This window comes from Veillonella orientalis (assembly GCF_018406505.1).
GTDB classification, from domain to species: Bacteria; Bacillota; Negativicutes; order Veillonellales; family Veillonellaceae; genus Veillonella; species Veillonella nakazawae.
Genome location: NZ_AP022322.1, coordinates 522,501 through 544,501 on the forward strand (window position 1 = coordinate 522,501; position 22,001 = coordinate 544,501).

19 protein-coding genes, 3 tRNA genes and 1 riboswitch are annotated in these 22,001 nt (G+C 38.2%); of the genes, 19 read left to right on the forward strand and 3 right to left on the reverse strand.

The window, feature by feature from the left end; genetic code table 11:
• Positions 1 to 302 precede the first annotated feature (302 nt).
• From VEIS1202513_RS02295 to VEIS1202513_RS02305, 3 genes are all read left to right on the forward strand, one after another.
• Positions 303 to 378: transfer RNA gene (locus VEIS1202513_RS02295), tRNA-Trp, on the forward strand.
• Positions 379 to 490: 112 nt separating this feature from the next.
• Positions 491 to 567, forward strand: a tRNA-Arg gene (locus VEIS1202513_RS02300).
• Positions 568 to 835: 268 nt separating this feature from the next.
• A complete protein-coding gene (locus tag VEIS1202513_RS02305) occupies positions 836 to 1,954 on the forward strand; it encodes an IS1249 family transposase (RefSeq protein ID WP_213466934.1) in 1,119 nt (372 codons plus the stop codon).
• A 124-nt stretch (positions 1,955 to 2,078) separates the two neighbouring features.
• Here the strand turns inward: VEIS1202513_RS02305 and VEIS1202513_RS02310 are convergent, their stop codons facing one another.
• Complete coding sequence (locus tag VEIS1202513_RS02310) at positions 2,079 to 2,522, reverse strand: hypothetical protein (RefSeq protein WP_156720037.1); 444 nt, start codon at positions 2,520 to 2,522, stop codon at positions 2,079 to 2,081.
• A gap of 12 nt (positions 2,523 to 2,534) precedes the next feature.
• A complete protein-coding gene (locus tag VEIS1202513_RS02315) occupies positions 2,535 to 2,810 on the reverse strand; it encodes a helix-turn-helix domain-containing protein (RefSeq protein ID WP_213467730.1) in 276 nt (91 codons plus the stop codon).
• Positions 2,811 to 3,029: 219 nt separating this feature from the next.
• Positions 3,030 to 3,201: riboswitch (cobalamin riboswitch) on the forward strand.
• A gap of 480 nt (positions 3,202 to 3,681) precedes the next feature.
• Here VEIS1202513_RS02315 and VEIS1202513_RS02320 point away from each other — a divergent pair.
• From VEIS1202513_RS02320 to VEIS1202513_RS02345, 6 genes are all read left to right on the forward strand, one after another.
• Positions 3,682 to 3,766 (forward strand) — tRNA-Leu (locus VEIS1202513_RS02320).
• A gap of 104 nt (positions 3,767 to 3,870) precedes the next feature.
• The gene (gene mfd, locus VEIS1202513_RS02325; RefSeq protein ID WP_213467731.1) at positions 3,871 to 7,167 is read left to right on the forward strand and encodes a transcription-repair coupling factor; all 3,297 of its coding nucleotides are present in this window, start codon (positions 3,871 to 3,873) and stop codon (positions 7,165 to 7,167) included.
• Positions 7,164 to 8,771, forward strand: coding sequence for a putative polysaccharide biosynthesis protein (locus VEIS1202513_RS02330; protein WP_213467732.1), 1,608 nt, complete (start codon positions 7,164 to 7,166; stop codon positions 8,769 to 8,771). Before mfd ends, VEIS1202513_RS02330 begins: the two co-directional genes overlap by 4 nt.
• Complete coding sequence (gene mazG / locus VEIS1202513_RS02335; RefSeq protein ID WP_060924080.1) at positions 8,755 to 9,537, forward strand: nucleoside triphosphate pyrophosphohydrolase; 783 nt, start codon at positions 8,755 to 8,757, stop codon at positions 9,535 to 9,537. The genes VEIS1202513_RS02330 and mazG overlap by 17 nt, the downstream gene beginning before the upstream one ends.
• A gap of 51 nt (positions 9,538 to 9,588) precedes the next feature.
• Positions 9,589 to 9,888, forward strand: a complete 300-nt coding sequence (gene hbs, locus VEIS1202513_RS02340; RefSeq protein ID WP_005385694.1) for a non-specific DNA-binding protein Hbs — start codon at positions 9,589 to 9,591, stop codon at positions 9,886 to 9,888.
• 82 nt (positions 9,889 to 9,970) lie between these two features.
• Positions 9,971 to 11,134: an MGDG synthase family glycosyltransferase gene (locus VEIS1202513_RS02345; protein ID WP_213467733.1), complete on the forward strand. Its 1,164-nt coding sequence runs from the start codon at positions 9,971 to 9,973 to the stop codon at positions 11,132 to 11,134.
• 129 nt (positions 11,135 to 11,263) lie between these two features.
• Here the strand turns inward: VEIS1202513_RS02345 and VEIS1202513_RS02350 are convergent, their stop codons facing one another.
• A complete protein-coding gene (locus tag VEIS1202513_RS02350; protein ID WP_024064881.1) occupies positions 11,264 to 11,584 on the reverse strand; it encodes a hypothetical protein in 321 nt (106 codons plus the stop codon).
• A 112-nt stretch (positions 11,585 to 11,696) separates the two neighbouring features.
• On the opposite strand from VEIS1202513_RS02350, the gene VEIS1202513_RS02355 reads away from it, so the two are divergent.
• The 10 genes from VEIS1202513_RS02355 to VEIS1202513_RS02400 all read left to right on the forward strand — a co-directional run bounded on the left by VEIS1202513_RS02355 (position 11,697) and on the right by VEIS1202513_RS02400 (position 21,978).
• On the forward strand, positions 11,697 to 13,703 hold the full coding sequence (locus VEIS1202513_RS02355) for an ABC-F family ATP-binding cassette domain-containing protein (protein ID WP_213467734.1): 2,007 nt from the start codon (positions 11,697 to 11,699) through the stop codon (positions 13,701 to 13,703).
• Positions 13,704 to 13,835: 132 nt separating this feature from the next.
• Complete coding sequence (locus tag VEIS1202513_RS02360; RefSeq protein ID WP_213467735.1) at positions 13,836 to 15,305, forward strand: [FeFe] hydrogenase, group A; 1,470 nt, start codon at positions 13,836 to 13,838, stop codon at positions 15,303 to 15,305.
• A 409-nt stretch (positions 15,306 to 15,714) separates the two neighbouring features.
• The gene (locus tag VEIS1202513_RS02365) at positions 15,715 to 16,344 is read left to right on the forward strand and encodes a DUF47 domain-containing protein (RefSeq protein WP_005385708.1); all 630 of its coding nucleotides are present in this window, start codon (positions 15,715 to 15,717) and stop codon (positions 16,342 to 16,344) included.
• The gene (locus VEIS1202513_RS02370) at positions 16,337 to 17,335 is read left to right on the forward strand and encodes an inorganic phosphate transporter (RefSeq protein WP_213467736.1); all 999 of its coding nucleotides are present in this window, start codon (positions 16,337 to 16,339) and stop codon (positions 17,333 to 17,335) included. The genes VEIS1202513_RS02365 and VEIS1202513_RS02370 overlap by 8 nt, the downstream gene beginning before the upstream one ends.
• A gap of 413 nt (positions 17,336 to 17,748) precedes the next feature.
• Positions 17,749 to 17,922, forward strand: a complete 174-nt coding sequence (locus VEIS1202513_RS02375) for a hypothetical protein (protein WP_213467737.1) — start codon at positions 17,749 to 17,751, stop codon at positions 17,920 to 17,922.
• A gap of 343 nt (positions 17,923 to 18,265) precedes the next feature.
• On the forward strand, positions 18,266 to 18,730 hold the full coding sequence (locus tag VEIS1202513_RS02380; protein WP_024047885.1) for a PTS sugar transporter subunit IIA: 465 nt from the start codon (positions 18,266 to 18,268) through the stop codon (positions 18,728 to 18,730).
• A 12-nt stretch (positions 18,731 to 18,742) separates the two neighbouring features.
• Positions 18,743 to 19,018: a PTS sugar transporter subunit IIB gene (locus VEIS1202513_RS02385; protein ID WP_005385725.1), complete on the forward strand. Its 276-nt coding sequence runs from the start codon at positions 18,743 to 18,745 to the stop codon at positions 19,016 to 19,018.
• Positions 19,019 to 19,049: 31 nt separating this feature from the next.
• On the forward strand, positions 19,050 to 20,417 hold the full coding sequence (gene ulaA, locus VEIS1202513_RS02390) for a PTS ascorbate transporter subunit IIC (protein ID WP_156720043.1): 1,368 nt from the start codon (positions 19,050 to 19,052) through the stop codon (positions 20,415 to 20,417).
• On the forward strand, positions 20,417 to 20,812 hold the full coding sequence (locus tag VEIS1202513_RS02395) for a YbaN family protein (protein WP_213467738.1): 396 nt from the start codon (positions 20,417 to 20,419) through the stop codon (positions 20,810 to 20,812). Before ulaA ends, VEIS1202513_RS02395 begins: the two co-directional genes overlap by 1 nt.
• Positions 20,813 to 21,087: 275 nt before the next feature.
• Positions 21,088 to 21,978: a helix-turn-helix domain-containing protein gene (locus tag VEIS1202513_RS02400; RefSeq protein WP_213467739.1), complete on the forward strand. Its 891-nt coding sequence runs from the start codon at positions 21,088 to 21,090 to the stop codon at positions 21,976 to 21,978.
• The last annotated feature ends 23 nt before the right edge of the window (positions 21,979 to 22,001 follow it).

A 22,001-nucleotide genomic window follows, 5' to 3' on the forward strand; every position in this document is an offset into this window, starting at 1 on the left:
CTTTTACAAATAATACAAACAACACAACACAAAACAATACAACACATAAAACAACACTTAAATACACAACAATACTCTCCCTGTGTATAAACAAAACAATACATATACAAAACTCTCTAATTATATATACCATCTCCCGTATATATAAAGGTAAAAGTTAGGTAGACATAAGAGCCCTTGAAAAAGGGCTCTTTTTCCTTTTAAATTCACTATTATTTCATTATTTTAAAGCGCTTTGTTTCTTGACATAGGGTCTATTTTTTGTTAAACTAATCAAGTATCAAGCACGGCTTGATGAACATAGGGGTATAGCTCAATTGGTAGAGTAGCGGTCTCCAAAACCGTTGGTTGTGGGTTCAAGTCCTACTGCCCCTGCCAAATTTGGATTGCGGTCTTCGGACCGCATGTCCATAAAATTACTCAAAAAATATTAAAAAAATGCTTGCATAGATTTAAGCGTTGTGTTAATATAAGTGAGTACCAAGTACATGACTCAGTAGCTCAGCTGGATAGAGCGTTTGACTACGAATCAAAAGGCCAGGGGTTCGAATCCCTTCTGGGTCACCAAATGAAAGCATCACAGTAATGTGGTGCTTTTTTATTTTATCTACTTATAGTAATAGTATAATCAAAAGGGGGTTATAGGACAAAAAGTGTTGCTGTTAATGCCGATGGAGGTAGTTAAATACTGGCTCTATCGGCATTTTATCTTTTTGAGTAACTTTTACATATAGGACAAAAAGTGTTGCTAAAAAGTCTGAACTCCCTTGATTTTACTGACTCAAATAAGGTTTTATCTTTCTAGAAAGATATATTTTTTAGAAGGAGTATAATTATGAAACTAGTCAGATGCCCTAGTTGTGGTTTCATTTGTAAGAAAAATGGTAGAACAAATGCGGGTTCTCAACGTTGGTATTGTAATCAATGTTCTTGCTCATTCACAAATAAAGTGAATAAAACTAACAATAATTTACAGATGTTTTTGGATTGGTTATTTGGTAAACACACACAGTTAGATATGGCTGGTGATGGACGTTCATTTCGGAGAAAAACATCACAGTTTTGGGAACTTTGGCCATTACCACCAAAAGTTGAATCATCAAGTAGCGTAGTATTTGTTGATGGTATTTATTTAGCTAGAAATGCTTGCATTTTAATCTGTTGTAATGAGACGCATGTCTTAGGCTGGTATGTTTGTAGATATGAACATTCTAAGGCTTGGGAGGCTTTATTACGACGTATTTCACCACCTACAGTAGTTGTATCCGATGGTGGTACCGGCTTTCAAAAGGCATTAAAAAAAGTTTGGCCGAAGGCCAAACTACAAAGATGCTTATTTCACGCATTTCAACAAGTAAAACGCTATACAACAATACGTCCTAAAACGATTGCTGGCCGTGAATTATATGGAATTGCAAGGGATTTATTAACGATACACACACAAGATCATGCCGTAAAGTGGGTACAAAACGTTATGTCATGGAAAGTACGACATAGAGTATTTCTATCAGAAATGACCGTTGACGAAAATGGTACGATACGACCTAAACACGAACGACTCATAAAAGCAGAAAATTCCTTAATTAAATTAATCAATAAAAGATGTTTGTTTACTTACTTAGATACATCATTAACATGTACCTGTCCGGCTACTAATAATCGTATAGAAGGTGGCGTAAATGCTCAGTTACGCGCTATGTTACGTAATCATAGAGGAATGTCTATTGAAAGACGAATAAAAGCGGTGTTCTGGTGGTGCTATATGCACTCACCGAACCCGCTTTCTAATGCAGAAATACTTAAGGTTATGCCGACCAACAAGAGTATTTCTGATATATATCATACCATACATGAACAATCTAGGTTAGAAGCCTCTATTCCAACTTGGGGTGATGCTATTGTTTGGAGCGATTTGCATAATTATGATCGCCTATTTACCAATCTTTGGGACTGAAATAGCAACACTTTTTGTCCTATAACCCTCAAAAGGACTCTACATTCTAATCAGTAGAGTCCTTTATTATATGTATACTTAATATGGCGAGCTTTTAAAAATTGTCAATTAGATAATACTTAGATTATTTTAGCTGACCTGCAGCTACGGCAAGATCTCTCCAATAGATAGCTTGCATATAACCATAAGTATCTGGTTTTAACGTAATCAATTTCGCTTTAGGTCGTTTTTCCTCACGTAATACTCTACCTGTACGGGCATCGATAATATTACGTTGTTCTTGGACCCATTGAATTGTATCGGCATCTTGATCAAAGTAATAATGGTTTATGTACTCTGTCATATAATATTGAGCCCCTTGATGACTATAGGTGCGACCGATAATTTCAAATTTATTACCTTCACCAGCGATAACTTTAACGCGTTGTTCTGCGTAATAGTTTTGACCATTCATACGATATAAGTAGGCATAACCTCTTGCATTCTCTAAGTCAGCAATATTGACTGCTTGAGATGGCAGGATGCCTAAGATAGTGAAAGCTGCTGCAATTAATAAACTACGCTTCATTTATTCTCCTTATTACTTTGCATGGGGCTGATCAGACTCAGCTACTACATGGACAACTAATTCTTGATCGGAAGGAATCTGAGCCATAACTACAGGCATTGGTACACTCATAGCTGCGGCGATACCTTTGATTTGTCGCATCGCAACTGGTATTACAGTACCATCTTCTTGTAAGTTATTTTCTAAGGCTTCAATTTCTGTAACTGTTAAGCCTGCTTTTGTGGCAAAGTCTTCAATGGACACACCATTGGCTTCCCGATATTCTGTAATGAAATCTCCGATATACATAGATTCCTCCTATTTTTAGATACCTTTATATTGTAATTAAAAATATCATATATGGCAATAGATGAATAAGAGATGAAAAAGTAAAAGCGGTGAAGATATCTAAATAGTGTATAACTCATGTTTATATATGTATAAATTAATGGACAGTAAAATTGTAAATAAAATTACAAAAATAAATTGACTTAATACGATAGCGGTGTTAATATTAACTCATAGAAAACATCATATTTGGGAATAGGTGCTGAAAAGCATAATAGAGAAGCTGGTTAAATGCCAGCACGGTCCCGCCACTGTATGGTCGAGCGAGTCTAAATTAAGTCACTGGGAAACTGGGAAGGCTAGATAAGCGATGACGCCGAGTCAGGAGAACTGCCTATTCAACATTCACCATTTGACCTACGAGAGATAGGGAGGAGAAGTTAGTATCTCCTTTTTACGTACCCGTAAAAAGGATTTTTTAGTTCTATATAATCTTCATTATTTATGAGTTAGATTGTATTCGAAAGACCTAAATGTCGATGGCATGGTCATGGTGAATAATACCTTCTTGGTATTACCAGCATGACATACGTTATGACTGTTAATATATTTTTATGGTAAATGTAGGGCATGCATTTATTCATCATCATCCTAAAAAAGAGGCTGACCCAGGATTCTAGTAGTTCGGATTCTGGGTCAGTCTCTTTTTCATTTTACAATTTATATAATGACCAATATGTAAGGTTAAAATAAAGAAAAAAGAATTCGTTATATATTAGATATTTAATTAGTTATATAGTAGATATTTTAGAGGTAACATGAAATTTAAGTTAAATCTAAAAAAATGATTGACGATGAATTATATACATGATATTATTATTTCAGTTGAGACGCGGGAGTGGCGGAATTGGCAGACGCACCAGACTTAGGATCTGGCGCCTTACGGCGTGGGGGTTCAAGTCCCTTCTCCCGCACCAACTTTATTGCACCTTTTGAGGTGCTATTTTTTTTGCCTAAAAATGTTATAATAAATGAGTTAGAACTATTTATTTAAATAATCATGAATACTATATGGTGCAGTATGGATAATACATTAACTAAGCTGCTTTCACAGAACCCATCCTTTGTGGATGGGCTAAACGCATTTCAGCGGAAAGGAAAGTCAGTCATATATGGCCTAAGTGGATCTCAAAAGAGTTTCCTCTTAAACCAAGCTTTTGCTACAGGCCTTACAAAGCCCGTAGTTATCGTAGTCCATGATAAGGACCATAAAGAGATGTGGGAACGAGATTTAGCCTTTTTCAGGCCTAATATCCCAGTCCTATCATTTCCTATAACTGACAATGTGGAGTTTACAACTACTGCTCGTAGCCTTGAAGATCAAGGTGCACAAATGCGTGCGTTAGCATTGCTAGCATGGCAAGAACCTGCCGTAGTTATAGCGAATGCAGAAGAGGTTACACAATATGTAGTATCTCCACAATATTTAAAAGGCCAGTCGTTACATTTTTCTTTGAATGATACGATTGAACGCGATACATCTCTTGAACAGCTTGTCACAATTGGATATGAACGTGTAGACCAGGTGGAACAACGTGGTCATTTTGCCGTGCGTGGGGATATTCTAGATATTTATCCTGTTAATAGTGAACATCCAATACGAATTGAGTTCTTTGGCGATGAAATCGATACATTGCGCTTCTTCTCTGTTGAGAACCAACGTTCCATTGAACAAATTGATTCGTATACGGTGACACCTTTCTTCCTTGGTAAAAGTGATGCAGATTGCACCTTATTATCCTATGTGAAAGACGGGACTCTCATTTATGATGAGCCCGGTCGTATCCAGGAAGCATTAAAGAAATTCCTCAAGGAAGATCCTACACATCGGAAAAATCATTGCGATTGGAGTGAATTACAACGTACTGTAGAGGCTATAAATCAAGTAGCTTTCACATTTATGCAACAACGCTCTATCGGTTTACCTGGATTTAATCCAATCGGTATTCAAGGTAAGACGATGACGAGCTTTGAGCGTCAAATTCCGCTCCTAACAGATGAAATTAAGCAATGGCATTGCCTCAATCATCAAGTTGTATTGGTCTTAAATAACCAACAACGACGAGAAGGTATTGAACGAGCTCTTGAAGGGGAAGGGATTGCCTTTGTTCATAGTGAGGAATGGATTGCAAAACCTAATACGGTCGTTATTTTGCAAGGTTTATTGACCGATGGCTTTGAATTACCTAATAGCCATCTCGTAGTTGTCGTAGAAGGCAATATTTACGGACAACAAAAACGTAAGCTTCGCAACAAGCCTAAAAAGGGCCAAGAGATCAATTATTTTACGGATTTAACACCAGGTGACTATGTAGTTCATAGCATGCATGGTATTGGTAAGTATATTGGTCTTAAAACGATAGAAACAGAAGGCATTCACCGAGACTATATTGAAATCGCCTATGCCGGAACGGATAAGTTATTCCTACCAGCAAACAATCTAGATCAGTTACAAAAATACATTGGCAATGAAGGTGATGTGCCGCGCATCCACAAAATGGGTGGCCGTGACTGGGCTAAGGTTGTCACAAAGGCAAAAAAATCCATCGATGATTTGGCAGATAAGCTCGTTGAGATCTATGCACAACGAGAAATTACAGAAGGCTTTGCATTTTTGCCAGATCAACCATGGCAGCAAGAGTTTGAAGATGCCTTCCCTTATGAAGAAACGGAAGACCAATTACAGGCTACAGCAGAAATCAAGGCATCCATGGAAAAACCTGTTCCTATGGATCGCTTGCTAGCAGGTGATGTAGGCTTTGGTAAAACAGAGGTGGCTATGCGTGCCATCTTTAAGGCCGTTATGAGTGGCAAACAGGTTGCGGTGCTCGTACCGACAACAGTTCTTGCACAGCAACATTTCCAAACCTTCTGGAATCGTTTTGCTCCATTTGGGGTCAAAGTCGATGTGCTCAATCGTTTCCGCAGTACATCTGAGAAGAAACAAGTTCTAAAAGGTGTAGAGGATGGCTCTATCGATGTTCTCATCGGAACCCATTCACTACTTAATAAAAAAGTAGTCTTTAAAGACTTAGGCATGCTTGTTGTTGATGAAGAACAACGCTTCGGGGTAGCACAAAAGGAAAAATGGAAAGAGTGGGCTAGTAATATTGATGTGCTCACCTTGAGTGCAACCCCAATTCCTCGGACCTTACATATGTCTCTTGTAGGTGTTCGGGAGATGTCTGTTATCAACACGCCACCAGAGGAACGATTGCCGGTTCAGACCTATGTGGTGGAATATGATATGAACATCGTTGCTGATGCCATCAAGCGAGAATTGGCACGGGGCGGACAAGTTTACTTCGTATATAACCGCGTTGCATCAATTAATCATATGGGTGAGTTATTAGAAGCAGCATTACCTGGTTTACGCTATGCTATTGCTCACGGTCAAATGACGGGCCGTCAAATTGAAGAAATTATGACGGATTTCTATGAAGGCCATTATGATGTATTATTGTCTACAAGTATCATTGAAACCGGCTTAGATATTCCTAATGCCAATACTATCATCATTTATGATGCGGACCGATTAGGTTTATCTCAGCTATATCAAATGCGTGGCCGCGTAGGGCGTTCTCGTAGACGGGCCTATGCATACTTTATGTATCGACCTGATAAAATGCTCTCAGAGGCTGCCGAAAAGCGCTTGAAAGCTATTGAAGAGTTCACCGAGCTCGGTGCTGGTTTTAAATTGGCGATGCGAGATTTAGAAATCCGTGGTGCTGGTAATCTCTTAGGTTCACAGCAACATGGTAATATCGCCTCTGTCGGCTTTGGTATGTACGTAAGTATGTTAGAAGAAGCCATTGCGAAGGCTCAACATAAAGAGGTAGAGCGCGAGGTCACCATTGATCCAGCCATCGACTTAGAGGTAGATGCCTTTATCGACGATGCGTATATCAAAGATAGTGCCCGCAAAATTTCTGTATACCAACGATTGTTACATATTAAATCAAAAGAACAGCTTGATGATATGACAGACGAACTCATCGACCGGTTCGGTACGCCAACAGATCCGGTGGACCGACTATTGCGCATTGCCCAAATTAAAGAGCAAGCACGTTTACTTGGCATTAAAAGTATCGTCCGTAGAGATCAACAGCTTACCATTCATTGGCATGATGATTCTAAGATGGCCGACTGGGATATGGGGGCTGTACGAGAAGATCTATGGAAGAAGATGAAATTCGGAGACACCAAGCCAGCCACATTATATGTGAGACTTAATGGCATGAAAGGTTCTATTTTGACCATTACGGAAGCGGTGATGAAGGCTCTTAGCCAGAAATCATCGTCTAAGGAGGGCCTATGAATCGATTTTTAAAGGGTGCTATGATTTTAACCTTAGCTGGGATTATCGTTAAGGTTATTGGTGCTTTCAGTAAAGTCCTTATTGCACGTGTTCTCGGTGGTGAAGGGATTGGCCTATATATGATGGCCTATCCGATTTATCAAATTATCGTTAGTATTTCCGCGGCTGGCATTCCTGTGGCCATATCTATTATGATTGCGGAAAAGCTAGCTAATGATGATATGCGTGGCGTACAACAAGTATTTTCCGTATCTTTAAAGGTATTAACACTGTTAGGCCTTGTATTTAGTGTTGCTTTATACGGTAGTGCACAGTGGCTCATAGATTCTCATATTATTACAGATCCTCGTGCATTGCTTGCTATTCAGCTACTATCACCAGCAATCTTTGTCGTTACAATTTTGAGTTGTTTTAGAGGTTACTTCCAAGGCTTCCAATATATGGTTCCTACCGGGACTAGCCAAGTCTTTGAACAAATCTTCCGCGTATCCTCTATGGTGGGCTTAGCCTATTACTTCATTGATAGAGGGTTACACTTAGCGGCTGGTGGTGCAACCTTTGCTACATTCCCTGGCGTACTAGCGGGATTACTCGTATTAATTTACTTTTACTATCGTCAACGTCGTGTGCGGATGCACATGTTGGCACAGCAGAATCCGAATGCTGTTGGTGAAAGTAATAGTTCTGTAGTGAAACGACTATTTAGTTTGGCCATACCTGTTTCGATGGCCAATATTATGCTGCCTATGGTATCCCTTATCGATACATTTATCGTGCCAAAGCGTTTGATGGATATTGGGTATTATCTCAATGAAGCGACCACACAATTTGGTTATCTTACAGGGATGGCTACATCGTTGATTGGATTGCCCATTATTTTGACTACATCTCTGGCAGCTAGTCTTGTACCAGCTGTATCGGAAGCGCATGCCCAAGGTGATGTACATCGTATTGTGCAGCGCGCTGGGACAGCCATTAAAATTGCAAATATCTTTACTATTCCAGCCTGTATCGGCCTCTGTGTGTTGGCGACACCTATATCTAAACTGATATATGCAACGCCTCATGCAGGTCCTGTTATTGCTGTTATTAGCTTGAGCATTATATTCTTAGGTTGGCAACAGATTACAGCAGGCATATTGCAAGGGTTAGGCAGAACTGTTATTCCTATGATAGCCATTTTTATTGGTTTGTTGGCTAAGACATTCTTAGACTATGAATTGACAGGTACTATTGAGCTAGGTATTAATGGTGCTGCATGGGCAACGAATTTGAATTTTGCCATTGCGGCACTCATAAACTATATATTTGTTAAAAAATATGTAGGATCTGTACTTAATAAATTAGAGCTATTAAAAATTGTAGTGTCTGCCATGGCTATGGGCGGTGCTACACAGGTAGTGTATGTGACTACCGTAGAGTTATTCGGCAATGGTGGTGCAGTGGCAGCAGCTATTATTGTGGCTGTATTTGTATATGGTTTATCCTTATGGTTAACAAAGGCCGTTGTAAAAGCTGATATGTATCATTTCCCTGTTATAGGCAAGCGCTTACAAGCTCGCCGAGATAAGGAGGAGGCTAAACTATATGAAGAACAATACTGATAAGCCTGTATCGGTACAACCATTAGTAGATGTAGTAAAAGCCTTGCGAGCTCCTAATGGTTGCCCTTGGGATCAAAAACAGACTCATGAATCATTGCGTCGATACTTCATTGAAGAAACTTATGAAGTAGTAGATGCTATCGATAATAAAGATATGGCTAATCTTCGTGAAGAACTAGGTGATGTATTATTACAAGTTGTCTTTCACAGTCAATTGGCTGAAGAAGCTGGTCAGTTTACATTAGAAGATGTAATTAATGATGTGACTCAGAAGATGATTCGTCGTCATCCCCATGTTTTTGACCCTGAAAATAATGAAAAATCATACAGTTGGGATGAATTAAAGGCACAAGAAAAGAAAAATATACAAAAATCTGTATTAGATGGTGTATCAAAAAGTTTACCTGCTTTAGTGGCCGCTTATAAGTTGCAAGAAAAGGCTGCAAAGCTAGGTTTTGACTGGGATGAGCTCGATCCGGTTTGGGCGAAAGTTTCGGAAGAAATGGATGAATTTAAGGAGGCTATTGCCCAAAAAGATAGAGAAAATATGGAAAAAGAAGCGGGAGACGTGCTTTTTTCCTTGATTAATCTATTAAGATGGTATAAAATAAGCGGTGAAAATGCACTAAATCGCACAAACACAAAGTTCCGACAGCGTTTTTTACATGTAGAAGCTTGTGTTAACCAAAGCGATCGCTCATGGGAAGACTTTTCATTAGCTGAGCTGGATGCTTTTTGGGAGGAGGCTAAAGTGCAGGAAAAGTAGCCTAGAGGTTTGCATGCTTCTTAGGTATAGTATTTTTAAGGAGGTTCTGTCATGAACAAAACAGAATTAATCGCAAGTGTTGCACAAAAAACTGAATTAACTAAAAAAGACGCTGAAAAAGCGGTAAAAGCTGTATTTGACACAGTTGCTGAAGAATTAGCTGCTGGCGGTAAAGTACAAGTTATCGGCTTCGGTACATTCGAAGTTCGTGAACGCGCAGCTCGTGAAGGCCGTAACCCACAAAATGGTAAAACTATCACAATCGCAGCTTCCAAATCCCCTGCATTCAAAGCTGGTAAAGGTTTGAAAGAACAAGTTAACGCTGCAAAAGCTAAAAAACGCAAAAAATAATCTCTAATGGATTGGAAAGAGACCTTTCGAGGTCTCTTTTTTTCGTCTATTTATGGTATAATGCACAGAGAAAGGGTGTACTATGAATAACGAAAGATCACGGAAGGTTCTCATCGTGTCCGCTTCTATTGGGACAGGACATATGCAGGCCGCCAGAGCTATAGAAGAATATTGGAAAGAGAAAGAGCCACAAGCTTCCATAACGCATGTAGACTTTCTTGATACAGAAACCATGTCTGTAGAGCATTTGATCAAGGGTACGTATATCAAGATGATTGACGTATTTCCTATGCTATATGATATGATTTACCGCGTATCAAAAGGGGAAAAACGAGGTACGATTATGCAAACTGCATTATCATACCTATTGAAAAGCCGCATGCTCAAATTGGTACAACAAGAAGAGCCAGATGTAATGGTATTTACGCATCCATTCCCATGTGGTGCAGCATCTATCTTAAAACGTCAAGGTCATATCGATGTACCATTAGTTGCTATCATGACGGATTTTAGTAGCCATCAATTTTGGCTATATCCACAAATTGATACATACTATGTAGCTACTGAATCGATGGTAGATGAAATGGTATCGTCTGGTATCGATGCCTCACGTATCCATGTATCTGGGATTCCAGTGCGTCGTGCCTTCTTCCGTGATGCTATTGAAGAATATAGCTTAGAGGAACCTATAAAAGTGCTCGTTATGGGTGGGGGCCTTGGATTAGGTTCTCTAGAAACGGCATTAAAACACTTAGATGAAGTTAATGGCATTGATGAAATTACAGTTGTAGCCGGTCAAAATACATCTCTTTATGAATCCTTAGTTACCCTTAGTGAATCTATGCGTACTAAGACTATTGTGTATGGATATACTACGAATATTTCGGAGCTTATGAAATCCTCTTCCTTGTTGGTAACAAAGCCTGGTGCATTAACCTGTATGGAGGCTGTTACAATTGGTTTACCTATGGTGTTCTTTAATGCTATTCCAGGGCAAGAAGAGGCTAATGCAGAGCTATTAGAACAACGAGGTTGTGCTCGTTGGGCTCGTGATATTCATAACTTAGAAGATGTTGTGACAGCCCTTCTTATCAATTCACCACGACTTCAACAGATGTCTGAGCGCGCTCGAGAATGGCATGTTGATGGTGCAGCGAATATCGTAAATAGCTTAATTGAAATTCTAGATACTACTAATACGGACGAACCTGTTGAACTAGTAAAAGCGGAAGAGTCTATTAACTAATCTCTTGTAGTGGCTAGTACGAATATAATTAGCTGTTGGTGATGAGCGTATTTCTAGATTTGTAATATACAGATATTAGTAGCTTTATATGAAACAAAAAGCGATGACTCTTAGGTCATCGCTTTTGCTTTATTGGTATTGTTCAATATGTTCTTGTCGAATTTTTTGAAGTGTTTCTAAGAATGTATCTGTGCTTTCAGCACTGTCCAACAAGTCTTTTAGTTGGTAGGAATCATCTAGGGTCACACTCCATTGGAAGGAGTCGTTATCGTCGTACACATTGAATACGATTGGCGTTTCTAAATCCTCTGGCAAATGACCGTCATCATCGGACACAGTTGCATAGGTGCCATCTTCCAAGAGTTCTGTAAATAATGTGTCATACCCATCGATATCGATAAGTTCAAAATTGATAGTTTCATAAAAGTCTAAAACGATATCTACTGCCATGTGGACCTCCTCATGAATATATACGTTACGTTTATTCTACTGACGGCGCCTGTTACTGTCAATGGTAATGTGTAGTATAATAAATAACAGAATGACATAATAGGAGCATACGATGAACGTTATTAGTTTACAAAATATAGAAAAATCATATGGCACACGACTGCTGTTTAAAGATGTGAATATTACTTTCACCACAGACAAACGGTTAGGTCTTGTAGGGATTAATGGGACGGGTAAGTCTACATTTCTAAAAATTTTAGCAGCCCGAATGGAGCCTGATAAGGGGAGCATTGAGCGGAATGGCAAGGCGAGTATTCATTATTTGGCTCAAACCCCAGAGTTTGATCCAGAATCAACTTTGCTAGAAGCTGTTCTTGATGGAGACCATCCTCGTTTGCGGATGGTGCAATCTTTTGAACGCATTAGTCGTGAATATCGTGAAATGCAAGAGTCTGGTAGCGAGGATAGTAAAATATCGCGTAACTATATGAATGCGTTAGAACAAATGGATCAACAAGATGGATGGCAGGTAGAGCAAGAGGCTCGTATTATTTTAACTAAATTAGGCTTTCCTGAGATGGATCAAAAAGTGGCTATGTTATCTGGTGGTCAAAAGCGTCGTCTCGCGTTAGGACAGGCATTATTATATCCTTGTGACCTATTATTGTTAGACGAACCGACAAACCATTTAGATGAAGATAGTATCGACTGGCTTGAGTCCTACTTAAGTGCTCGCCAAGGAGGCCTATTAATCAGTACTCATGATAGATATTTCCTCGACTCTGTATGTAATGGAATTTTAGAGCTTTCTAATCGTCGTATGTATCAATATGACGGTAATTACGAAGAGTTTATTGCCTTGAAGGCTGATCGAGAGGCTCGCGAGGCCGCTACGGAAGAGAAACGCCGTCAGTTCTTGAAACGAGAAATCGAATGGGTACGTCGTGGGGCTTTGGCGAGAACGACGAAACAAAAGGCTCGTTTAGACCGCTATGAAAAACTTAAGAATATGGAGAAAACTAGACGTCCCGATCAAATGGATCCCATTGCTTTAAAAACGCGTTTAGGGAAAACCATTTTTGATATTGAACATTTAGAGTTCTACTTTGGCGAGCGCCCTATGATTAAGGATTTTACCTACCATGTAGTGCGTCATGATCGTATTGGTATTGTAGGCCCTAATGGTGTTGGCAAGTCTACCTTTATGAATATTCTTGATGGAACCTATGAACCTACAAACGGTACTATTGGTAAGGGAGAGACCGTTCGCATTGCCCATTTCAAACAAGAACTACCAGAGTTTGATGAAGATATGCGTGTTCTCGATTATATTCGTGAAGATCATTCCTATATGGTTTTGGGCGATGGTTCTACGTTGAGTGCTGGTCAAATTCTTGAACGATTCCTTTTCACACCAGAGTTACATGGTGTGCCGATTCGTAAGCTTTCAGGCGGTGAACGACGTCGTTTATATCTATTGAAATTGCTTATGAGCGCTCCTAATGTTTTATTACTAGATGAACCGACCAATGATCTTGATATTCCTACATTAGAGGTGCTAGAGGACTTCCTAGATTCCTTTAGTGGGGTCATTATCACAGTATGTCATGATCGTTACTTCTTAGACCGTGTTGTAGACAAACTCTTTGTTTTTAGTGGCGATGGTCAAATTGAAATTGTTCACGGCTCCTATTCCGATTACAAGGATTCTTTAGATGAAAGTAGTGGTGGAAAGCGCCCATTCTACATGGCCAATACTGATACATCTATTGCTTCTAAAACTGATAAAACTAACAAATCTGAAATTGGTACTGGCTCTGATGATTCATCATTAAGTACTTCGGTAGATGGTAGTGATAGTAATATGGCTACATTTGGGGATGATACTTTCAAAGAAACACCGAAGAAGGGACTCAATAAAGCGGAAGAAGCAGAGTATGCTAACATCATGGATGAGTTACCTAAATTAGAGCATTTAGTAAAGGGGCTCGATGTCATGATTAGTCAAGTTGCTACTGATTATGAAAAGATGCAATCCTTGATGGCTGAGCGAGAAGAGACTCAATCCCAAATAGATGCGCTCACAGAACGGTGGATGGAATTAGAAGAACGCCTATAATTCCTTGTATCATGCGATTTTTTAATATCTGTTATGCAAAGGAATTACATGTAAATTTATTGATAAAAATCACAATGTATAGTATAATTTCATCGATTAACGATAACAACGTTACCTAAGTAGGAGGAACTTATGAGTAAGTACCAATTTTTAGACCGTCGTGTACCTATTGAAGACGGCAATATTGCATTAGTTCAAGATTTATCCAAATGTAAAAACTGCTCCTTATGTCGTAAAGCGTGTGCTGTAGACATGGGCGTATTTGATTATTATGACTTAACAACTAATGGGGATCATCCAATTTGTATTCATTGCGGTCAATGTGCATCTATTTGTCCATTCGATTCCATCAATGAACGCTCTGAAATTGATGAAGTAAAAGCAGCTATTGCTGACCCTAATAAAATCGTCGTTTTCCAAACTGCACCTGCTGTACGTGTTGGCTTAGGTGAAGAGTTCGGTCTTGATGCGGGTACATTCGTAGAAGGTAAAATGGTAGCTGCTCTTCGTAAATTGGGTGGCGACTATATTTTAGATACAAACTTTGGTGCTGACATGACTATCATGGAGGAAGCATCTGAATTGTTGGAACGCGTTATCAATAGTGATGCCGTATTGCCTCAATTCACATCTTGCTGTCCTGCTTGGGTTAAGTTTGCTGAAACATTCTATCCAGAATTCTTGCCAAACTTGTCTACTGCTAAGAGTCCAATTGCAATGCAAGCGCCTACACAAAAAACATATTTTGCTGAAAAAATGGGCCTTGATGCAAAACAAATTGTTGCTGTTGCAGTAACACCTTGTACAGCTAAGAAATTCGAAATCCGTCGTGACGAAATGAATTCCTCTGCTGAATACTGGGATGTACCAGAAATGCGCGATACAGACTACTGTATTACTACACGTGAACTTGCAAAATGGTTACGTGCAGAAGAAATCAACTTTGATGAATTAGAAGATTCTACATTTGATCCATTGATGGGTGAAGCATCTGGTGGTGGTATCATCTTCGGTAATACTGGTGGTGTTATGGAATCTGCTATGCGTGCGGCTTACAAATTAGCAACTGGTGAAGATGCACCTCAAACATTGATCCCATTCGAAGCCATTCGCGGTATGGATGGTGCTCGTGAAGCAGACGTAGTGATTGGTGATAAAACATTACATGTAGCGGCTGTTCATGGTACAGGTAACTTGCGTAAGTTTATCGAACGCATGCGTGCAGAAAATATCCATTATGACTTCATTGAAGTAATGGCTTGCCGTGGTGGCTGTATCGGTGGTGGTGGTCAACCACGCGTTAAATTACCGATGGCTGATAAAGCTCGTGAAGCTCGTATTGCGTCCTTGTATACTCGCGATGCAGAGGTACAAGTGAAAGCAGCTTGTGATAATCCAGATATCCAAAAATTATATGCTGAGTTCTTCGATGGCAAACCTATGAGCCATAAAGCACATCACATGTTACATACAACATTTGTAAATCGCTCTGAAGACTTGGGTCCTAATGGTGCTTGTACACCTGCTACATGCCCAACATCTGTGCCTAACTTGAAAAAGGCCGCAGAAGCAGCTAAAGCTGCAGCAGAAGTTAATAACTAATAGGTAAAAAATAGTAACAGTAATAATTAACTGTATTTCTAACTGTTAACTGTTGTAATTCGTTGCTATATATTATACAAACTCGTATGTGGCTTAAGTTAAAAAGCAGATAGTTGATAATTAATCAGCTATCTGCTTTTTTATTATTGTCTTTAGACTTGTATTGGATGTTATGAAGAATCATAGAACTATTCACCTTACGAGTTATTGTGATCTAGAATGTTTAGAGAGTACACCTATAATACGTAAATACTATTATAGTTGTTTTCACGAAATGAGATACTATATATGCCATATACGCATAGGGGTTAAAATATAGAGCATGGTAAATTGTTTAGGAATTATTGTTAGTGTGCTATAATTAAATTATATTTATAGAAGCAATCAATACTGTTTCAGGAGGATCTTCATGGCTTTTAAATTAAAAGGAAAAGAAGAAAAATTTTTCAGTATTTTAGAAAATCATGCTGCTCTTACATATGAAAGTGCAGAAATGATGGAACGTGTGTTTAAAGGCGATATCTCTAAAGAAGAGGCTTTTCTTGAAATTGATACAAAGGAAAAAGCTGCCGATGAATTAGTAACCGAAACTGTAGAACGTTTGCGTAAAACATTTATCACTCCAATGGATCGCGAAGATATTCAGCTTCTAATCGACCAATTGGATACTACATTGGATAATATTAAAGAAATCATGGATAAAATGGTTATGTACCACGTTGGTAAGCCAAGTGATGGTGCTATCCGTATGAGTGAAATCGTTGTAAAATGCGTTAAGCATATCAATAAATCTATTGGTTATATGGGTAGCCTTAAAAAGGACCATGTAAAGGTAGAAGGCCGTGTACACCAAGTATTGAAACTTGAGTCTGAAGCGGATAATATTTACCACGAAGAAATGGCTAAACTCTTTACTGAGTGTACAGATCCTATTGAAATTATCAAATGGAAGGAAATCCTTAGTGCCATGGAGGATGTAATCGATGGTTGCGAAGATTTGGTTGGTACATTCCGCCGGGTAGTATTGAAGTATGCTTGATGCTCAATATTTAGTATGGCTAGTTGTATTTCTAGCATTAGCCTTTGACTATATCAATGGCTTCCACGATACGGCGAACGCTATTGCTACATCTGTTTCGACCCGTGCTATTGAGCCTAAAAAGGCAATTATGATGACTGCGGCACTCAATTTCTTGGGGGCCATGGTTAGTACAGGCGTTGCAAAGACAATCGGTGGTGACATCGTAATGTCTGCGTCTCTTATTAATAGTGCGATTATCTCAGCAGCTCTTATTGGTGCCATAACATGGAACTTGCTTACATGGTATTGGGGGATTCCTAGTTCCTCATCTCATGCTCTTATCGGTGGTATCATCGGTGCTGTAGGTTGGTCCGTAGGGTTCGATGCTTTAAATGAGGCAGGGATTATAAAGATTTTCTTATCCCTTATTTTATCTCCCATTGTAGCCATGATTGGTGGCTATATTGTGATGAAAGTATTGTTGCTTATCTTTGGTAGATTTTCTCCAATCGTATTGAATGATAGATTTAGATCCATGCAAATTGTATCTGCCATCATGATGGCCTTTTCTCATGGTTCTAATGATGCGCAAAAGGCGATGGGGATTATTACCTTAACATTACTTAGCGGTGGCTTTATCGATACATTAGAGGTACCAGTATGGGTTAAACTTTGTTGTGCTACGGCTATGGCCATGGGTACAGCAGTAGGCGGTTGGAAAATCATCTCTACTATGGGGACTAAGATTTTCAAATTGGAAACTATCAATGGTTTCGCTGCTGACTTAAACTCTGCCATCACTATTTTTACAGCTACATTCTTACATTTACCTGTAAGTACTACACACGTTGTAAGTGGTTCCTTGCTAGGCGTTGGTTCCTCTAAACGTTTGAAAGCTGTTAACTGGGGCGTAGCAAGATCTATGGTATTGGCGTGGTTTGTAACAATTCCATTATCTGGTATTGTAGCAGCTATTGCGTATGAAGTAGGTCACTTACTATTTGGTTAATACAATCATATATAGAAATAAAAAGACTGCGAGAGCAGTCTTTTTTCTGTAGTTAAAGTATTAGATTGATTAAGATATCCAATTTGTTGATGAGATTTTAACACTTTAATTTGACTAGTTGTATCTAGTATGTAATCAAAGAATATAGGTATACATTAGCTTTTAAATACTATATTCTATAAAAGCGATTTATCTATATTTGGCAACATTGATGTTACAATTCAAGTTGAGAATAGGAAAATGCTTATAAATATGTGCTTTTCTTGATTATGCATTTTATTAATAAATGCAGTTTATTACACGTTTAAAGACTATTATGAGATTGTTTATAATGAATAGATGTTGCATACTTATGTATGAGCAGTTATACTATCGGTAGAAGGAGTTTTTCAAGTGAAAAGTGAGGTATGTATATGGCATGGGGTGGAACTAGACGCGGTGCCGGGCGCCCACGTAATCCGATTAAACGTATTGGTAGAACCATTCGACTCAGTGATGAAGAGTTTCTTTCACTCAAACCATTAATTATGGCCATTAAGGCAAATAATGATAAAAAATATAGGCAACAATATAATCGAAATAGATAAAAAAGGCATTGTCACAGCATATACAACTTAATAAACTTTACATCTATTTTACAATAATCCATTTTAAAATCTTTCAACTACAACACATCTCTACTCTCTACAATATGCTGTGTGCAATACAAGCAGTACGAAGAAGGTCCCAATTCATTTGAATTGGGACCTTCTTCGTATATTACATATGTAATTTTTGAAAACCTACATTAATTTAGGTGACTTAATAAAATAATAGAAAAAAGTTAATTTTATTTGTTTTTATTACCCTATTCCTATTTTGTTATATGAAAAAACTGTAAGAATAGATATAATACAAGTATATACGTGAGTAAATTTAGGAGGTGTTAGCTTGTTACAAGATTTACTATCTGAGGATAATGTATCTTTTCATTATCCTGCAGAAACGTGGGAAGAGGTAATTCGTCACGGTGGTCAACTTATGGTTGATGCAGGTTTTACTGATCCATCTTATACAGAGGCTATGGTAGAGGTTGTACGTGAAATGGGGCCATATATTGTATTGGCACCAGGTCTTGCTATGCCACATGCTCGCCCGGAAAATGGGGCAAAACGTGTAGGTACTGCTTTAGTAACCTTAGAAAAACCATTAAACTTTGGTAGCCCTGATAACGATCCGGTTTCTGTTGCATTATTCTTATGTGCTCCTAACAAGGATGAACATATTCAATTGTTGACTGATATTGCTACGTTATTTGAAGATGACGAGTTTTTAGATGCAGCAGCTGATTTTGAAAGTATTGAAGATGTACAAGAATTCTTGGCAGAGCGTTTAGAAGATCAAGAATACGTTTAGGAGGAGGCAAGTATGATTTCTGTATTAACTGTATGCGGTAATGGCATTGGTTCTAGCTTGATGCTAAAAATGAAAATTGAAGAGATTTGTGCTGAAAATGGTATTGATGCACAAGTTGAATCTATTGATTTTAATGCTGCACAAGGCCGTAAAGCAGACCTTATTGTAACTGTAAAAGAGTTAGCGGAACAATTTGAAGATAAGAATGTCGCTATTGTTCGCAGCTATATCAATAAAAAGAAAATCACTGAAGATATTCTTGATGCATTGAAACAAGCAGCTCAATAAAATGTAACAACTATATATAGGAGGTAGTGCCATGGAAATGGTATTAGAGTTCTTACGTGATGTGCTGTCTCAACCAGCACTTTTAATTGGTATTATGTCATGTATAGGTTTAATTGCCTTGAAACGCCCGTTTCATAAGGTAATGACTGGTACATTAAAACCTATTCTTGGCTACTTGATGCTCGCAGCTGGTGCAGGTGTTATCGTTAATAACCTTGATCCACTAGGTAAGATGATCGAGCATGGCTTCCACATTACTGGTGTAGTACCAAATAACGAGGCTATCGTGGCTGTAGCACAAAAGGTACTTGGTGTTGAAACGATGTCTATTCTCGTAGTAGGCTTATTGATGAACTTATGTATTGCTCGTTTCACCAAGTTCAAATATGTGTTCTTAACAGGTCATCATAGCTTGTTTATGGCATGTCTTATGTCTGCCGTACTTGGTACAGCAGGTTTATCTGGTATGGAACTCATCCTTGTAGGTGGTTTCTTGATGGGTGCATGGTCTGCAATTTCTCCAGCGATTGGTCAAAGCTACACATCTAAAGTTACTGATGGTGATGAAATTGCTATCGGTCACTTTGGTAGTTTAGGTTATTATCTATCTGCTTGGGTTGCTCAATATGTAGGTAAAGCTGAAGATAGCACAGAAGATATTGAAATTCCTGAGAAATGGGGCTTCTTGCGTGACTCCACATTATCTACTGCATTGACTATGATCGTATTCTATTTAATTGCAGCTATTGCAGCAGGCTCTGAATTCGTATCTACTTTATCTGGTGATATGAGTCCTTACTTATATGCTGTTATGAGCGCTATGAACTTTGCCGTAGGTGTAACAATCGTATATTCTGGTGTACGTATGATCTTAGGTGACTTGATTCCTGCTTTCCAAGGTATTGCTACAAAAATTATCCCTAATGCAATTCCAGCAGTAGACTGTGCAGTATTCTTTACATATGCTCCAACGGCTGTAGTATTGGGATTCATTAGCTCCTTTATCGGCGGTATCATCGGCATGCTTATCCTTGGTGCTGTAGGTGGTGTATTGATCATTCCTGGTCTTGTACCTCATTTCTTCTGCGGTGCAACAGCAGGCATTTATGGTAATGCTACAGGTGGTCGTCGTGGTGCAGCAGTAGGTGCATTCCTTAATGGTTTGGCTATTACCTTCTTACCAGCATTGGCATTGCCAGTTCTTGGTCAATTAGGTTTCCAAAATACAACATTTGGTGATGCAGACTTTGCAGTAATGGGTCTTGTATTAGGTCATGCATTCGAATGGATCGGTATGGCTGGCATCTATGGTATCGTAGCCATTGCAGCTCTTGTACTTATTATTCCAAACTTTATTAAAACAAAAGGTAAAGTTATTAACTACGTAGAAGAGGAGTAATGAAAACAACTGAGCAACATAGTAATGTGGTTGTGCGATATATATTCTTGACTATTGGAGCAGTCAGTTTTGTTCTTGGTACAGCAGGAATTGTAATACCACTATTGCCAACAGTTCCTTTTTATATGCTTACATTATTTTGTTTAGCTCGAGGATCGGAACGCTTTCATAACATGTTCTTAGAATCTAGTTTATATCAAAAGACTGTTGGTGCTTATGAGCGCGATAAAGCGTTGACGTTGCGGACAAAGTTGTCCATTCTCTTATCGGTTAGTACAATAATGGCAATTGGTGCCTATTTTAGTCAAGATATGCCCATTGCACTTATCGTTATGGCCTTTGTATGGATTAGTCATGTTATAGCAGTAGCCTTTATTGTAAAAACAAAAAAATAAAAACTATTAAACATAATTCTAAATATAGCCTCGTAAACTACATTGGTTTAGTTTACGAGGCTTTTTTATAACTCTTAGATTTGATGAAGGTAGTGGCCAGAGACTAATATATATATTAGAAAATATGGATTTATTTAGATAAAATAGTATAAACTTATATTCATAAAGAAAAAATGAATTATTACAAAATTGAATTTGACAATGAATATCAACAATTATACTATGATAACTGTGTATATAGTAATTTATATAGTATTTGTTTATATGGTGATCGTATGAATCCACATAATCATGCAATGTCACATGCAGGGACGTCTATATCGAGACATAAGGTGTTTGATGGTATCGATTTAATGTTCCTTGACGTGAAGCAAGAAACGATTCAATTTTATGCTAAATCACATACTAAGACATTTGCCATAAATCATTGTGAAGAGGGGCGTATAGAGTGTAAGTTTACCTCTGGTGAATATTTATATATGGGGCCAGGGGATATGTCTTTAGGTTGGCATATTAGCTCTAATTATCAACATGAAAATTATTTCCCTACTAAGCTTTTTAAAGGAGTTGTATTATTAGTAGATGTTGAAAAAGCTCAGCCTATTTTAGATACTCTTGTTACTGAGACCCGTATTGATTTAACTCAGCTAGCAAATCGATTTTGTGAGCAATCTGAATTTGGTATGATGATGGAAGAGACGGAATCTGTTCGTCAGATTTTTTCTAGTTTATATAAAGTGCCTGATCAAATTAAAGGGCACTATTTTAAATTAAAAGTTATTGAAATTTTCTTATTATTATCTATTATTTCTACAACTAATCATGAAAAGAGAAGCTCCTATCGTAAACAACAAGTAGATATTGTAAAAGCTGTTAATGAATATATATCTACACAGTTTATGAAACGGATAACCATAGATTCCTTGTCTGACCAATTTGATATTCCTACATCAACATTAAAGCGTTGTTTTAAAGGGGTATATGGTACGACAATCCATCACTATTTAAAGGAATGTCGTATTAATGCAGCTAAGCGCTTGCTTCAAGAGTCAGATCAATCTATTTTAGAAATTGCTAATGCCGTAGGCTACGAGAATGGTAGTAAATTTACTAGTGCATTCAAAGAGGCCACAGGTGTAACGCCTAGTGCTTATCGTAAAGTATAAATACCTTCAAACTAAACCAAGAC

Coding starts and splice junctions, on each gene's coding strand:
- VEIS1202513_RS02350 (WP_024064881.1), bottom strand. CDS start 11,584: ATGGCAGTAGATATCGTTTTAGACTTTTATGAAACTATCAATTTTGAA.
- VEIS1202513_RS02310 (WP_156720037.1), bottom strand. CDS start 2,522: ATGAAGCGTAGTTTATTAATTGCAGCAGCTTTCACTATCTTAGGCATC.
- VEIS1202513_RS02355 (WP_213467734.1), top strand. CDS start 11,697: ATGAACGTTATTAGTTTACAAAATATAGAAAAATCATATGGCACACGA.
- VEIS1202513_RS02400 (WP_213467739.1), top strand. CDS start 21,088: ATGAATCCACATAATCATGCAATGTCACATGCAGGGACGTCTATATCG.
- ulaA (WP_156720043.1), top strand. CDS start 19,050: ATGGAAATGGTATTAGAGTTCTTACGTGATGTGCTGTCTCAACCAGCA.
- VEIS1202513_RS02345 (WP_213467733.1), top strand. CDS start 9,971: ATGAATAACGAAAGATCACGGAAGGTTCTCATCGTGTCCGCTTCTATT.
- VEIS1202513_RS02330 (WP_213467732.1), top strand. CDS start 7,164: ATGAATCGATTTTTAAAGGGTGCTATGATTTTAACCTTAGCTGGGATT.
- mfd (WP_213467731.1), top strand. CDS start 3,871: ATGGATAATACATTAACTAAGCTGCTTTCACAGAACCCATCCTTTGTG.
- VEIS1202513_RS02315 (WP_213467730.1), bottom strand. CDS start 2,810: ATGTATATCGGAGATTTCATTACAGAATATCGGGAAGCCAATGGTGTG.
- VEIS1202513_RS02370 (WP_213467736.1), top strand. CDS start 16,337: ATGCTTGATGCTCAATATTTAGTATGGCTAGTTGTATTTCTAGCATTA.
- VEIS1202513_RS02395 (WP_213467738.1), top strand. CDS start 20,417: ATGAAAACAACTGAGCAACATAGTAATGTGGTTGTGCGATATATATTC.
- hbs (WP_005385694.1), top strand. CDS start 9,589: ATGAACAAAACAGAATTAATCGCAAGTGTTGCACAAAAAACTGAATTA.
- VEIS1202513_RS02305 (WP_213466934.1), top strand. CDS start 836: ATGAAACTAGTCAGATGCCCTAGTTGTGGTTTCATTTGTAAGAAAAAT.
- VEIS1202513_RS02360 (WP_213467735.1), top strand. CDS start 13,836: ATGAGTAAGTACCAATTTTTAGACCGTCGTGTACCTATTGAAGACGGC.
- VEIS1202513_RS02365 (WP_005385708.1), top strand. CDS start 15,715: ATGGCTTTTAAATTAAAAGGAAAAGAAGAAAAATTTTTCAGTATTTTA.
- VEIS1202513_RS02375 (WP_213467737.1), top strand. CDS start 17,749: ATGGCATGGGGTGGAACTAGACGCGGTGCCGGGCGCCCACGTAATCCG.
- mazG (WP_060924080.1), top strand. CDS start 8,755: ATGAAGAACAATACTGATAAGCCTGTATCGGTACAACCATTAGTAGAT.
- VEIS1202513_RS02385 (WP_005385725.1), top strand. CDS start 18,743: ATGATTTCTGTATTAACTGTATGCGGTAATGGCATTGGTTCTAGCTTG.